The 12,690-nt window shown below is 71.5% G+C and carries 14 protein-coding genes; 6 read left to right on the top strand and 8 right to left on the bottom strand.

Features of this window, described 5'->3' with window-relative positions; translation table 11 throughout:
- The first annotated feature begins 295 nt into the window (after positions 1-295).
- Positions 296-610 carry an STAS domain-containing protein gene (locus AC0665_RS29420; RefSeq protein WP_478607907.1) on the top strand — a complete coding sequence of 105 codons (315 nt, stop codon included), beginning with the start codon at positions 296-298 and terminating at the stop codon, positions 608-610.
- Between the two features lie 187 nt (positions 611-797).
- Here AC0665_RS29420 and AC0665_RS29415 read toward each other — a convergent pair whose 3' ends face one another.
- From AC0665_RS29415 to AC0665_RS29390, 6 genes are read right to left on the bottom strand one after another with little or no spacing between them, the layout of a single operon-like run.
- Entirely contained in the window at positions 798-1,601 is an 804-nt protein-coding gene (locus AC0665_RS29415; protein ID WP_468411492.1) for an MBL fold metallo-hydrolase, read from the bottom strand.
- A gap of 48 nt (positions 1,602-1,649) precedes the next feature.
- Positions 1,650-2,243, bottom strand: coding sequence for an alkaline shock response membrane anchor protein AmaP (gene amaP, locus AC0665_RS29410; protein WP_468636415.1), 594 nt, complete (start codon positions 2,241-2,243; stop codon positions 1,650-1,652).
- Positions 2,244-2,253: 10 nt separating this feature from the next.
- Entirely contained in the window at positions 2,254-2,943 is a 690-nt protein-coding gene (locus AC0665_RS29405; protein ID WP_478607903.1) for a DUF6286 domain-containing protein, read from the bottom strand.
- Complete coding sequence (locus tag AC0665_RS29400; RefSeq protein WP_478607900.1) at positions 2,940-3,386, bottom strand: Asp23/Gls24 family envelope stress response protein; 447 nt, start codon at positions 3,384-3,386, stop codon at positions 2,940-2,942. The genes AC0665_RS29405 and AC0665_RS29400 overlap by 4 nt, the downstream gene beginning before the upstream one ends.
- A complete protein-coding gene (locus AC0665_RS29395) occupies positions 3,383-3,610 on the bottom strand; it encodes a hypothetical protein (protein ID WP_468411500.1) in 228 nt (75 codons plus the stop codon). Before AC0665_RS29395 ends, AC0665_RS29400 begins: the two co-directional genes overlap by 4 nt.
- A 38-nt stretch (positions 3,611-3,648) precedes the next feature.
- The gene (locus AC0665_RS29390; RefSeq protein WP_478607897.1) at positions 3,649-4,080 is read right to left on the bottom strand and encodes an Asp23/Gls24 family envelope stress response protein; all 432 of its coding nucleotides are present in this window, start codon (positions 4,078-4,080) and stop codon (positions 3,649-3,651) included.
- 134 nt (positions 4,081-4,214) lie between these two features.
- Between AC0665_RS29390 and AC0665_RS29385 the strand changes: the two genes are divergently transcribed.
- The 5 genes from AC0665_RS29385 to AC0665_RS29365 all read left to right on the top strand — a co-directional run bounded on the left by AC0665_RS29385 (position 4,215) and on the right by AC0665_RS29365 (position 8,874).
- The gene (locus tag AC0665_RS29385; protein WP_478706115.1) at positions 4,215-5,000 is read left to right on the top strand and encodes a hypothetical protein; all 786 of its coding nucleotides are present in this window, start codon (positions 4,215-4,217) and stop codon (positions 4,998-5,000) included.
- Between the two features lie 316 nt (positions 5,001-5,316).
- Positions 5,317-6,360: a fatty acid desaturase family protein gene (locus AC0665_RS29380; protein WP_478607891.1), complete on the top strand. Its 1,044-nt coding sequence runs from the start codon at positions 5,317-5,319 to the stop codon at positions 6,358-6,360.
- A 224-nt stretch (positions 6,361-6,584) separates the two neighbouring features.
- Positions 6,585-6,809 carry a cold shock domain-containing protein gene (locus AC0665_RS29375; RefSeq protein ID WP_478607888.1) on the top strand — a complete coding sequence of 75 codons (225 nt, stop codon included), beginning with the start codon at positions 6,585-6,587 and terminating at the stop codon, positions 6,807-6,809.
- Positions 6,810-7,102: 293 nt separating this feature from the next.
- Positions 7,103-8,083 (top strand): ATP-binding cassette domain-containing protein, encoded by a 981-nt coding sequence (locus AC0665_RS29370; RefSeq protein ID WP_478706114.1) that lies wholly within the window; start codon positions 7,103-7,105, stop codon positions 8,081-8,083.
- Positions 8,080-8,874, top strand: coding sequence for an ABC transporter permease (locus tag AC0665_RS29365; protein WP_468411511.1), 795 nt, complete (start codon positions 8,080-8,082; stop codon positions 8,872-8,874). The genes AC0665_RS29370 and AC0665_RS29365 overlap by 4 nt, the downstream gene beginning before the upstream one ends.
- Here AC0665_RS29365 and AC0665_RS29360 read toward each other — a convergent pair.
- Positions 8,852-12,013 carry an ATP-binding protein gene (locus AC0665_RS29360; protein ID WP_478706113.1) on the bottom strand — a complete coding sequence of 1,054 codons (3,162 nt, stop codon included), beginning with the start codon at positions 12,011-12,013 and terminating at the stop codon, positions 8,852-8,854. The two genes, AC0665_RS29365 and AC0665_RS29360, sit on opposite strands and share 23 nt — an antisense overlap.
- Before the next feature lie 139 nt (positions 12,014-12,152).
- A complete protein-coding gene (locus AC0665_RS29355) occupies positions 12,153-12,680 on the bottom strand; it encodes an SMI1/KNR4 family protein (RefSeq protein WP_478706112.1) in 528 nt (175 codons plus the stop codon).
- Positions 12,681-12,690: the final 10 nt, after the last annotated feature.

Below are 12,690 nucleotides of genomic sequence, written 5' to 3'. Positions count from 1 at the left end.
AGCGGCGGCGTACGTGATCCACCGGCTCAACCTCCAGCACGCCGACAGAATCGCCGCGCACCATTACAGCGCCCCCCGGCCCGGCCGCCGCGGCCACCGCGCGCCGCAGCCGCCCCACACACGACGCACCAAGGGTGATCATCCGGGCGCCCCACCGGCCACCCGGCCGCGCATCTGAACTTCGGCTCAGTCCGCGGCGACGCATGCCCAGGGCGTACACGCGACCCGGGCAGCGCGAGGAGCGGCCGGGACCCGTGGACCGAGGCATCCGGGGCAACATCCGAACCGAGGCGTCATGACTCTTCCGCAGCTGAACATCTACCGGCACGACCGGGGCAGGCGGGCACTGGTCACCCTGGCCGGCGTGATCGACCCCGCCACCGCGCCCCAGGTGCGCGCCGCTCTGGAGCGGTGCCTGCATGACGGCATGACCATCATCGACGTCGATCTGACCACCGTCGACCGCTGCGACAGGAGCGGCCTGCGCGTCTTCCTCGACGCGTCACGGCACGCCACCGAGACCCACGCGTCCCTGCGGCTGCACTACCCGTCCCCGCAGACCGCACGACTGCTCGCGGACACGGGCTCCGCTCGTCTGCTCCTGCGATGAGACCGGGCTCCTGCGATGAGACCGGGAGGGGCGCGGCTTCAGCGGGCCGGGCGCCGAGGGGAGCGCCACAGGGAGCGGGCCCGCCAGATAGAGCAACAGCTCGTCGAGTCCGCCCAGGCCCGCTGGCGAGCCGTGAACGCACCCCACCTCGTCGCCCTCGTGCGCGCGGAGCCCGCTTCTGACGCGGTCAGCTCATCGAACGCCCCCGGGCATCGGCGGCCTGACCGATCTCGAAGGTCGAACCCGGTGCCGCGTACTCGACGGGGCCGCCGAAGCGGGTTGAGGCTCGGGCCACCGCTTCCTCCGGCGTGAGGAATCGGCCGACATGGGTGACGATCAGTCGGCCCGCCCGGGCCGCGCTGGCAGTGTCGCCCGCGTCCTCGGGGGTGTGGTGCGCCTGGTCGCCCTCGACGGGCACCTGCGCGCTCTCGGCCTCACACAGCAGTACGTCGCATCCGTCGGCCAGACTCGTCAGGCCGGTGCAGGGGGCCGTGTCCCCGGAGTAGACCAGTGTCCGGCCCGCGGCCTCAACGCGCAGGGCGAAGGCCGGGATGCCATGTGCCACGGCCCGGCTGGTCAGCTTGAGCGGGCCGACGGCCGCCTCGTGCCCGTCGTGCAGCTCGATGACCGTGAACGCGGATTCGATCGGGCTGCGGGCCGGGGTGTTGGTGAGGAAGGCCGCAAGCCGGTCGGCGATCCCCGGCGGGCCGTAGAGGGGGATCGGCGCGGTGAGGCGGACGTCTGCGTACAGAGCGCCGTAATAGGCGGTGAGTAGATCGGCACTGTGATCGGCGTGCAGGTGCGAGATCCAGATCGCGTCCAACTCATCCAGCTGAACGTGACGTTGCAGCGGCCCCAGCGTTCCGGTGCCCGCGTCCACCCACACGTGGGTGTCTTCGCTGGACACCAGATAGCCAGAGCACGGGTTGTCCACGCTCGGATATGGCGTCGCAGACCCCAGCACCGTGAGGCGCAGAAGCTCGTTGGTCATCCCGAGAGCCTAGAACACCTGATCTACAGGTATTGACGATTGCTCATCTCAGCCGACGCGTCGTCCGTGGTGGCGGACTTCTTTGAGTCGGACCTTCGAGGGGAGGCGGTCCAGGCCTGCCGAGTCCCGCGCGTGCGCGAGTGTTTCCCGGCTCAGTCGCCCCAGAGTCCGCGCTGGATCCGCATGAGGCTCCAGCAACAGCCGCACGCGCGCAGCTGGAGCGGCGCTTCGTCCCGTCAGCCGTACATGAGCCCGCGCGACCCCGTCCAGGGCCTGCGCCTCTTCCTCGATCACGTCCTCCAGTGTGCCGCCGTCGATCCGGGCCGCCGTGCCGTCCCGGCTGTCGACGAGGACGCCGCCCAGGCGGTGTCTGCGCTGGGCGAGGAGCCACCACAACAGCAGCGCCAGCAGCACGACGAGCACCGCGATGACGGTCGGCCACCACCAGTCTTCCGCCCGCCACCGGGTGCGTCCCTCGGTGCCCAGCACCACGTCGTCGGGTCCGCGGAAGGGCCACCAGCCCGGTATGCCGAAGTCCCAGCGGCGCGGCAGGTCCAGCCCGCCCAGCAGCACGCCGCCGCCCAGGGCGAACAGTCCGAGGCCGAGAAGCCCCAGCAGGACCCGGTTCACCGTCCTCAGCATCAGGATCACCTCAGCCCTTCTTCGGGCGACGGACGCGCACGGTCAGCGTGGGCTGCCGGGCGAGCCCCAGGAACGTCACGGCTTCGCCCAGCGTGGCGTCCAAGTCCGTGCGGACCTCCTCGAGATCGCGGAAATGGGCGCGGGCCCGGGCCTTGACCTTCCGGCGGCCGACGGCGACCTGCGCCGACTGGACACCGGTGACCTGCACGGCCCGGTCGCGCAGAATCAGGCCGGCCGCGCGGCGGTCGAGCCCGGCGCGGACCTCCCCTTTCCCGGGGATGCCGGCGGGCTGCCGCATGGGCAGCAGCCTGCGCAGTCCCGGCGTCACCGCCAGCAGGAAAAGCCACAGGCCGAGGGCCATCGCCACCGCGGCCCCGACGATCATCCAGACGTCGTCCAGTGGCCGTGTGGCCAGTTCCTCGGCGAGCCGCCGCCGCCAGCGCATCGCGGACCGACCTGCCCGGACCGAGACCACGTCGTACAGGAGCAGTCCGGTGACCGCGGCGGACAACAGGGCCACCACGGCCGCGGGAATCCGCCGCGGCGACCAGAAACGGCGCGCCGACCGGCCTCGTTCATCGATCGCCGCCGTCGCGCCGGAGCCCGCCCCCGGGGTGCCATCGGCGGACGGAGCTGCCTGTCCGGGTTCGGGGGGAAGGTCGCTGTCTCCGGTCGGCTGCCGCCAGGTGTCGGCGCTCATGTCACCCTCTCCTGGTCCGTGTGCCGTGTATGCACCGAGTGCAGCCTCTCGACCGACACGGCAAGGTCGGACACCTCCATGCCGGCCCATGTCCTGAGCCGGTCGGTAACCTCCCGGCGCACCGCGGTGCACTGCGCCCCGATGTCGGACGGATAGCCGAGCTCGACGGTGATGCGTAGTCGCGCCTCGCCGAGCGCCGCCTGCCGTCCGGCGGCGGACTCGGCGTCTCGTCCTGCGGTGTCCCGCTCCGGTGCCCGCCGCACTGAGGTGGTCACGCGTGGCGTCCGTCGGCCCGGCGGTACGTGGCCGACCGACTCGGGGAACCGGCTCAGCGCCTCGCGCGCCACGTGGGAAGCGATCTTCGCGACGACCCGGTCGGCGATGGTGATCGCACCGCGCTCCCCGCCGGCGATGCGCGGACGCCGATCGGCTCCACCGGTCACTGCCGCCAGTCTCCCCGAACCCGTCGCCGGTCATCGCGGATCCGCTCCTGCCGGTCCCGGCGGCGAACGAAGTCACCCGGCTCGAAATCACCTTCGAGGAACCGCCCGACCCCGAGTCCGACGACGCCCAGCCCGAGAACCAGCAGGAAAGCCCAGAAGTCACCGAAATACGCGGCGAAACCCAGCGCCATCCCTGCCATCAGGCCCACCACAGTCCTGCTCATCACGCGCTCCTTCACTCAAGCGGACTGCGCCGCCCCGGCTACTGGATCCGCTGCCGCTCTTCCCCTTCGTCCTCCTCGTCGGGGAGCTTCACATCGCTGACCATGATGTTGACTTCGACGACTTCGCGACCCGCCATCCGCTCCACCGCGGAGATCACGTTCTCCCGCACCTCACCGGCCACGTCCGTGATGGAGACGCCGTAGTCGACGACGATCTCCAGATCGATGGCCGCCTGCTTCTCTCCGACCTCGACACTGACCCCACGCGTGGCGGACCTGCCACTGCCGGCACCGGGCATCCGCTCCCGCATGGATCCCATCGAGCGCGCGAGTCCACTGCCCAGGGCATGGACGCCGCGCACGTCGCGGACCGCCATTCCGGCGATCTTCTCCACCACCACATCGGCGACCGTCGTCCGGCCACGAGAAGCGGGAGCGCCACTGCGCATTGCGCCGGTGATCTCGGTCATCGGGATATTCCTCTCTCGGAGGCCCACCTGACCCTCTTTTTTACGATTATATTCTCATTAAGGCGTATTGCCGGACATAAACACTGCAAGGTATTAGGGGTCGGACAAGTCGTCTGAGAGAGGGTGCGAGGCCGGTGGAGACCGAAGCAGGGACGCAGGCGGTACGGCACCAGTTCACCCAGGGCCGGCTGCTCCCGCTGGGCGGGCCCGCCGACGGGACATGGATCACCGAGCAAGCGGCCGTCCAGGCCCTCGGGCGGGCCGTGAACGAGATTCCCGGGGTGTGGCTGGAGTCTCTGCGCATCGGGCCGGCGCCGCTCGAATCCGTGTCCGAGCCGGCCGTCCGTCCGCCGGCCGGCGCGATGCCGCCGGGCCCGCTCAGGATCGAAGCCGCCTTTTCGGCATCACTCGAGGAACCACTGCCCGAAACCGCCGACCAGTTGAGGAGCAGACTGCTGGACGCGGCCGCTCGACGGCTCGGCCTGGGTACCGTGACAGCCGACCTGCGCGTCACGGATCTCCATGAGGTCCCGCAGACGGGTACGGAGGCGCGGACCGTTGCGAGATCCATGACGCTCACGCCGCACAGCACAGCCGCAGCGACGGCCGCAGCCGCACGCAGCTCGTTCCCCGGGGCCGGAGCGGGCTCCCCGCGAGGGCCCGTCGGGGATCTGGCGGCCGTCGCAACGGGTGTCCCGGGCGTCGCCGGCCTCACCACCATGCTGGGGAGCCGCCCGGTCAGGATGGAGGACCATGCCGACCCACCCGGCCGGCGCGTCGAGGTCCACCTCGCGGTCGCCCCTGGACACCATCCCCTGGACGTCGCGCGCGCCGTCCGGGCCGCCGTGTCCGACGCGGCGGCCACCGACGCCCCGGGCCCGGTCACCGTTGCCGTCCTCATCACCGAGACCGCCGCTTGACCGGCCAGGCGTCGAGCAGCTCATCAGCGATCAGCGGATCCGCTTCACCGGCCGGAGCCGGTTCTGCCGACATGCTCGCGGACCGCTCCGGAGGCCCCGTCTGACACGGTGTGAGATGCCCGCGGCGGGGTACCCGCGAAAACAGAGGGCCTGCGCAGCAGCCGCTGACGGACGAAGCAGACGCCTTCCCAGCTCCGTGGTCTCGCGTGACGTGTCCGCAACCACGGAGGACGAAAGGCTCTGCCCGCGGCCCGGTCCCAGCGGCTCCCGGGGCGGCGCCGAGCAACCCGCCTTCTTCGGAAAGAGTCTCACCATCATGACCAGTAACACCACGGTCCGCCCCCCGCCCTCGGAGGCGTCCGGCAGTGACTTCGCCCGCCTGTCCAGAAAGATCACCGCCGCCGGGCTGCTGGGGCGCCGTCCCGGCTACTACGCGCTGCGGACCACGGTGGTGGCCGGGCTCTACGTCAGTGGGTGGGCCGCCGTCGTGCTCATCGGCGACAGTTGGTGGACTCTGGCGGTCGCCGCCTTCCTTGCTGTCGTCTTCGGCCAGGTCGCCCTGCTCGCCCATGACGCGGCACACCGCCAGGTGTTCAGCCGACGCCGGGCCAGCGAGGTGTCCGGACGGATCGCCGGTGCCGGTATCGGGATGAGTTACGGCTGGTGGCAGGACAAGCACACCCGCCACCACGCCAACCCGAACCACGAGGAACTCGACCCCGACCTCGACCCCGATCTGCTGGTCTGGTCCCAGGACCAGGCGCGGGCCGCCAAGGGGCTCCCCCGCCTGATCGGCCGCTGGCAGGCGTTCCTGTTCTTCCCGCTCCTCACCCTGGAGGGCTTCAACCTGCACGTGTCGAGCGTGAAGGCACTGGTCAATCGTTCGCTCAAGCACCGCACGCTCGACGGCGTCCTGCTGTTCGCGCACTTCGTGCTCTACCTGACCGTGCTGCTGTGGCTGCTGCCGCCCGGTACGGCGATCGCCTTCCTCGCCGTCCACCAGTGCCTGTTCGGCGTCTACCTGGGCTCCCTCTTCGCGCCCAACCACAAGGGCATGCCGATCCTGACAGGCGAGGACCGCCCGGACTTCCTCCGTCGCCAGGTGCTCACCTCACGCAACGTGCGCGGCGGCAGGCTCACCGACATCGCACTGGGCGGGCTGAACCACCAGATCGAGCACCACCTGTTCCCCAGCATGCCCACCCCCAACCTGCGCAGGGCCCGGACAATCGTGCGGCGCCACTGCGAGGAACTGGGTGTGGACTACGTGGAAACCGGGTTGATCGCCTCCTACCGGTTGGCCCTCGCCAGTCTCCACCGCGCCGGAGCCCCGCTCCGGCACGCACGTGGAACACGCTGACACAACCCGCTCGACACGGCCCAGTGGGGCCAGAAGCGGATGTCACGGCAGCAAAGGGCACTGGCGGGCCGGCCGCCGCGCGAACCGTGCTCAGGCTGGCGCTGCCCGAGGCCATCAGTCGCCGGCGAGGTCGTCTGGTACGCAGATCACAACGGGCAGGACGCCACTTTCCAAGCTGAGGGCCCCGCCACGTCGGCTCAGCCGGCCCCCCGTAAAGTCGCCGCATGGTGACTGCGACTGTCCGTGAGTGGTACGACGAAGAAGGGTGGGGGGTCCTCGACTCTCCCGAGACGCCCGGGGGTTGTTGGGGTCACTACGCCGACATCCAGACGAAGGGCTTCCACACGCTGTCGCCGGGGCAACGTGTAGATCTGCAATGGGAAGCCCCTGGCTTCAAGCAGGACGGCTACGACTACCGGGCCGTGAAGATCGTGCCTCGGCGAGCCTGATACGCACATCTGACGTGACCGCCATGCCTCGCCTCTCAGGCATTCGAAGCTCCTGAAGCAAGCCCCGCTGTGCCGGGGCACCACCACGCGTTGCTCGATGGCGTGTCCAGCCGCCTGGCGCAGGCGGGCTGTCAGTGGCCGGCAGGACCCCGCATCGACGCGGTCGTGCCCAGGATCGCGATGCCCCCGGCATGCCGTCTGACCTGCGGGTTTCAGGGACCTGAAACCCCTCGCCCGTGGACTGAAACCCCGTTGAGGCCGTACTGAACCGCCTCGGCCGCAAGCTCTGCGGCATGACGACGACAGGTCACGAACTCGCCATCGCAGCCACCGGGTTGCGCAAGTCCTACGGGGACAAGACCGTCCTCGACGGCATCGACATCCAGGTGCCCGCCGGTACGGTGTTCTCCCTCCTCGGGCCGAACGGCGCGGGCAAGACCACCGCGGTCAACATCCTGTCCACGCTGATCTCCGCCGACGGCGGGCAGGCGCGGATCGCGGGGCACGACCTCACCGCCGAGGCCCAGGCGGTGCGGGCCTCGATCGGGGTCACCGGCCAGTTCTCCGCCGTGGACGGTCTGATCACCGGCGAGGAGAACATGCTCCTGATGGCCGACCTGCACCACCTCTCCCGCGGCGAGGGGCGCCGGGTCACCGCCGAGCTGCTGGAGCGGTTCGACCTCGTCGAGGCCGCGAAGAAACCCGCCTCGACCTACTCCGGCGGCATGAAGCGCCGCCTCGACATCGCCATGACCCTGGTCGGCGACCCGCGGATCATCTTCCTCGACGAGCCGACCACCGGACTCGACCCGCGCAGCCGTCACACCATGTGGCAGATCATCCGCGAACTCGTCTCCGACGGCGTCACCGTCTTCCTCACGACGCAGTACCTGGAGGAGGCCGACGAACTCGCCGACCGCATCGCCGTGCTCAACGGCGGCAAGCTCGTCGCCGAGGGCAGCGCCGAGGAGCTCAAGCGGCTCGTCCCCGGCGGTCACGTACGGCTGCGCTTCTCCGACCCGGTGGCCTACGAACGGGCGGCGACCGCGCTGCGCGAGACCACCCGCGACGACGAGACGCTCAGCCTCCAGATCCCCAGTGGCGGAAGCCAGCGCGAGCTGCGCGCGATCCTCGACTGGCTGGACTCCGCCGGCATCGAGGCCGACGAACTGTCCGTGCACACCCCGGACCTGGACGACGTGTTCTTCGCCCTGACCGGCAGCTCCGCCCCCGCCCCGTCCCCGCAGGCCACCCCCAAGGAGAGCGTCCGATGAGCGCCGTCACTCACACCTTCCGCGACAACCTCACCATGCTGCGGCGCAACCTCCTGCACGCCCGTCGCTACCCCTCCCTCACGCTCAACCTCCTCCTCACCCCGGTCATCCTGCTGCTGCTCTTCGTGTACGTCTTCGGCAATGTGATGAGCGCCGGCATCAACGGCGGCACCGCGGACCGCTCCGAGTACATCGCCTACGTCGTCCCCGGCATCCTGCTCATGACCATCGGCGGGATCGCGATCGGCACCGCCGTGTCCGTGGCCATGGACATGAGCGAGGGCGTCATCGCCCGGTTCCGCACCATGGCCATCTCCCGTACCTCCGTGCTGATCGGCCATGTGGCCGGCAGTGTGATCCAGTCGCTGCTGGCCCTGGCCGTGGTGCTGGGCGTGGGGGTGGCCATCGGCTTCCGGCCCGACGCGACGCCGCTCGAGTGGCTCGCGGCGGGGGGCCTGCTGACGCTGGTCAGCGTGGCGCTGGTCTGGCTCGCGGTCGGCATGGGCCTGGCGTCCCCCAACGCCGAGGGGGCCAGCAACCTCGCCCAGCCCCTGATGATCCTGCCGCTGCTGGGCAGCGCGTTCGTGCCGGTGGACGCCATGCCGGGCTGGCTGCGCTGGTTCGCCGAGTACCAGCCCTTCTCGCCCGCCATCGAGACCCTGCGCGGCCTCCTCCTGGGCACTGGGATCGGCACCAAGAACGCCGTCCTCGCCGTCGCCTGGTGCCTGGTTCTGAGCCTGCTGGGCTACTGGTGGTCCCGGTCCCTGTTCAACCGCGAGCCGCGGAGTTGAGTTCGCGCAGCGCGGCTGCCCGCAGTTCCTCCCGCCCCAGGGCGGCGTACTCCGACTCCGCGTCGGCGTACGCCGCCCTGTCGGCGTTCTCGGCCGCCTGCCGGGACCGGGCCAGGGAGAGGGTGGGGAACTCCCGTACCACCGGCATCCGTTCCGCCAGCGCCACCAGCCGCACGGCGGCCGTATCGCCGCGGGCGAGCCCGGCGAAACCGAGGGCGAGCAGGACCGTGCCGTACACCGGCAGTTCCACCGGCGCCCGGTCACCGGAAGGGCCCGACGGGCCGGACAGCATCTCCAGCAGCCGCTCCCGCAACTCCGCGGCCAGCTTCGCCACCGGCTCCAGGCGTCCGTGCTGCGCGTGCGCCGCCACCGCGGCCGACTGCACCTGAAGCAGCCACGGCTCCATGAACGGATCGTCGGCATACAGCAAGCCGGCCTCCCGCACCCCCTCCACGGCCTGCCGCCACAGCCCCAGCCCGACCTCGGTCAGCCCTCTGGCCAGCGCGATCTCCGCCCGGGCCGGATGGTCGGGCGTGTACGCCCGGGCGGCCTCCGGCTGCTGGTCCGCGGCCGTGAGGCCGAGCCAGTACTCCGCCTCGTCCAACTCCCCGCGGTGCAGACAGGCCAGCACCAGCCCCCAGCCGATGCCGGCCAGATCGAACCAGGCGCCGAACTCGCTGAGTTCGTCCCGCGCGGCCCGCAGATGGTCGTACGCCTCCGCGCCCCGCCCGGACTGCAGGCACAACTCGCTGATCCGGCCGTGCCCGAGCAGCCGCATGGCCGGATTGCCGAGCGGTTCCAGCGCGCCGAGCATCCGCCGGGCGCATTCCAGCGCGCGCTCGGTCCGGTGCTCGGATTCCCATACATAGCTGGCGACACCGGCCGCGATGCCCGCCAGCATGGGCTCGTCGGCGTCGCAGAGTTCCTGCAGCCGCGCGTAGTCGGGCGGGCGTATGCCGGGGACGGCGCACAGCACGACCGCCATCGCCCGGGGCAGGGTGTCCGGGCGGGCGGGCGGCAGCCGGCGCAGCGTGACGAGCTGACGCAGGGCGTGCGGGCCGAAGCCCATGAAGAGACTGGCGGCGCACACGGCCGCCGCGCTGCGGGCCGGTTCCACGTCCTCGGGGTTGTCGGGTCCGGGGCGGAAATGGGACAGCGGCCCGGCGGTGTCGGCGGCGAGGGCGGCGAGCCGGGCGAAGTGGGAGTCGGTGGCCCACAGCGAGGCCAGCACGGCGGTGACGGCCGCGATGGCCGGCCCGTCGCCACGGTCCAGCGCGTGCCGCAGGGCCAGGGCGAGGTTGTCCTGCTCGGCCCGCATCCGGCGCCAGGCGGGCAACGGGTCGCCGCCGAACAGCACATCGTGGTGGGCGCGGCCGAAATCGCGGGCCCAGGTCAGGAACCGGCCGGTCACCGCCTCCTCCTCGCCCGCCTCCGCCCGTCGGCCGGCGCTGAACTCCCGCAGCGTCTCCAGCATGGAGAAGCGCGCTCCGGACGGGCTGTCGCCGACCTTGATCAGGGACTGGTCGGCCAGTTGCTCCAGCAGGGCCAGCGCGTCCTCGTCGCCGGTCTCGCCGAGCACGTACTGCGCCGACTCCTCGGTGAAGCCGCCCGGGAACACCGACAGCGCCCGCATCGCCGCCCTGCCGTCGGGCTCCAGCAGGTTCCAGCTCCACTCGACCACCGACCGCAGCGTGCGATGCCGCTCGGGAGCGTCGCGGGCGCCGCCGCGCAGGAGCGTGAAGCGGTTGTGCAGCCGACGTGCGATGTCGGTCACGGACAGCACCCGCACCCGGGCGGCGGCGAGTTCCACGGCCAGCGGCAGCCCGTCCAGGTGGCGGCAGATCTCGGTGACCGGGCCGGTGGGCAGTTCCACGCCGGGTCTGGCCGCCCGGGCGCGCTGCTCGAACAACTCGACCGAGGTCGCCAGGGAAAGCTCCGGCAGCGCGTACACGGACTCCGAGGTCAGCCCCAGCGGGGCCCGGCTGGTGGCCAGGATCCGCAGCCCCTTCGACCGCGACACCAGCGCCTGTACGAGATCGGCCACGCCCTGGATCACCTGCTCGCAGTTGTCCAGGACGAGCAGGACCGGCCCCGATCCCAGCGCGGCGACGATGCCGCTCACCGCGTCCCCGCCGCCGGCGAACTGCCTCCCTTCCGCGGTGCCGACGGCGGAGGCCACCTCACCGGCCACGTCGTCGCCGGCGATGACACCGGCCAGCGTGACGAAGTGGACCACCGGCTGCTCGGCCGCGCGGCTCACCGCATGGGCGAGGCGGGTCTTGCCCAGCCCGCCGGGACCGACGACGGTGACCACCCGGGCGTCACGCAGCAGCGCGGCCACGGCAGCGATGTCGGCGTCCCGGCCCAGCAGGGGGTTCGGCTCGTGTGTGACGCCGTGACGGACCGGCGGCACGTCCGCGCGCAGCAACTCCTGGTACACGGATCTGAGCCTGGGGCCCGGATCGGTGCCCAGCTCGTCGCGCAGTTCGCGGCGATAGGTGTCGTAGCGGGTCAGCGCGGCGGCCCGCCCCGTCGTGGTGGCCTCACAGCGCAACAGCTCCGCCAGCACCTCCTCGTCGCGCGGCAGTTCACCGGCCAGCTCGGCCAGCGGTGCCGCTGCCTCCTCCCGCCGCCCCAGCCGGGCGAGTGCGAGGGCCCGGGAGCGGACCAGCGAGCGGAACGCCCGTACCCGAGCGGTGCGCAGGGCCACCACGGGATCGCGCAGGTCCTCTCCCGCGGCGGCGCCCACGCTCCCGTCCCACAGGGCCAGGCCCGACTCGGCCTGCCGCAAGGCGCCTTCGTGATCGCCCGCCCGCGCGCGCTCGGCACTGGCGGCCTCGCGCAGCAGCAACGCGGAACTGTCGACCTGCGCCTCGTCCAGGACCAGCCGGTACCCCGTCGGCGTGCTCACGACCAGATCGGCACCCAGCTGGGCCCGGAGCCGCGACACCAGGACCTGCACCGCCTTGCCCGGCCGCTCGGGCAGCTCGTCGGCCCACAGCCCTTCCACCAGCCGGCCGGTGCTACAGCCGGCGCGCAGATCCTCGGCGAGCAACGCCAACAGTCCCCGCAGCCGCGGCGCGGTGATCTCCCGCCCGTGCCAGGCGACTTGGGACAGCAAGGCCAACTCGGTCATCACGTGTGCAGACTAGCCAGCGGCGCGCCGAGGGCACCCCCGGGACGGCAGTCCGACGCAGTGCCGTCCCGGCGGCGGCCCGAAGGCCGAGCAGAGCGGGTCTGCTGAGCAGAGCGGGTCCGCGCGGGCGGCGGGGACCCTTTCAGCGGCAGAGCTCCATGATGGTGTCGTCGAAGTCCGGGTACTCCCGGGTCGCCTCTTCGATGACGTCAGCCACCGACTGTCTGTGGTCGGCGGCGAACCGTTCGGCTACGGCCGTCAGCCGTTGGTCGGGGTGCGGAGTCCAGTCGGGCTCGTACGAGGTGGCCGCCTCCCAGGGCCCGTATCCGCCGGCCAGCAGCCACAGGAACGCCCCCAGGTCGCGCGCCAGGACCCCGGTCTCGCCCTCGGAACCGAGGAAGACCACAGGCTGCTCGACGAGCGGGCGGTCGGCGTGGACGAGCCAGAACGCCGCATGACCCCCCGACCCGTCCTGGCCGAACACGCGGAAGCTGTCGCCGTCCAGTTCGCCGTTGCCCGTCCAGGCGCGGAACCAGTCGGTGGTCTCCTCGGCGGACAGGAAGGCCGGAAACGCCTCGAAGTCGACGCCGTCACCGTCGCCGTAGTCGAAGGGAAGTGCCAGAGCGGCGGCGAGGGCCTCGGGGAACTCCCGATCATCGGTAGGGGTCACGCGAACAGGC

It is taken from the genome of Streptomyces sp. NPDC043685 (assembly GCF_056436585.1).
This window is presented reverse-complemented; position numbering and strand designations above follow the sequence as displayed.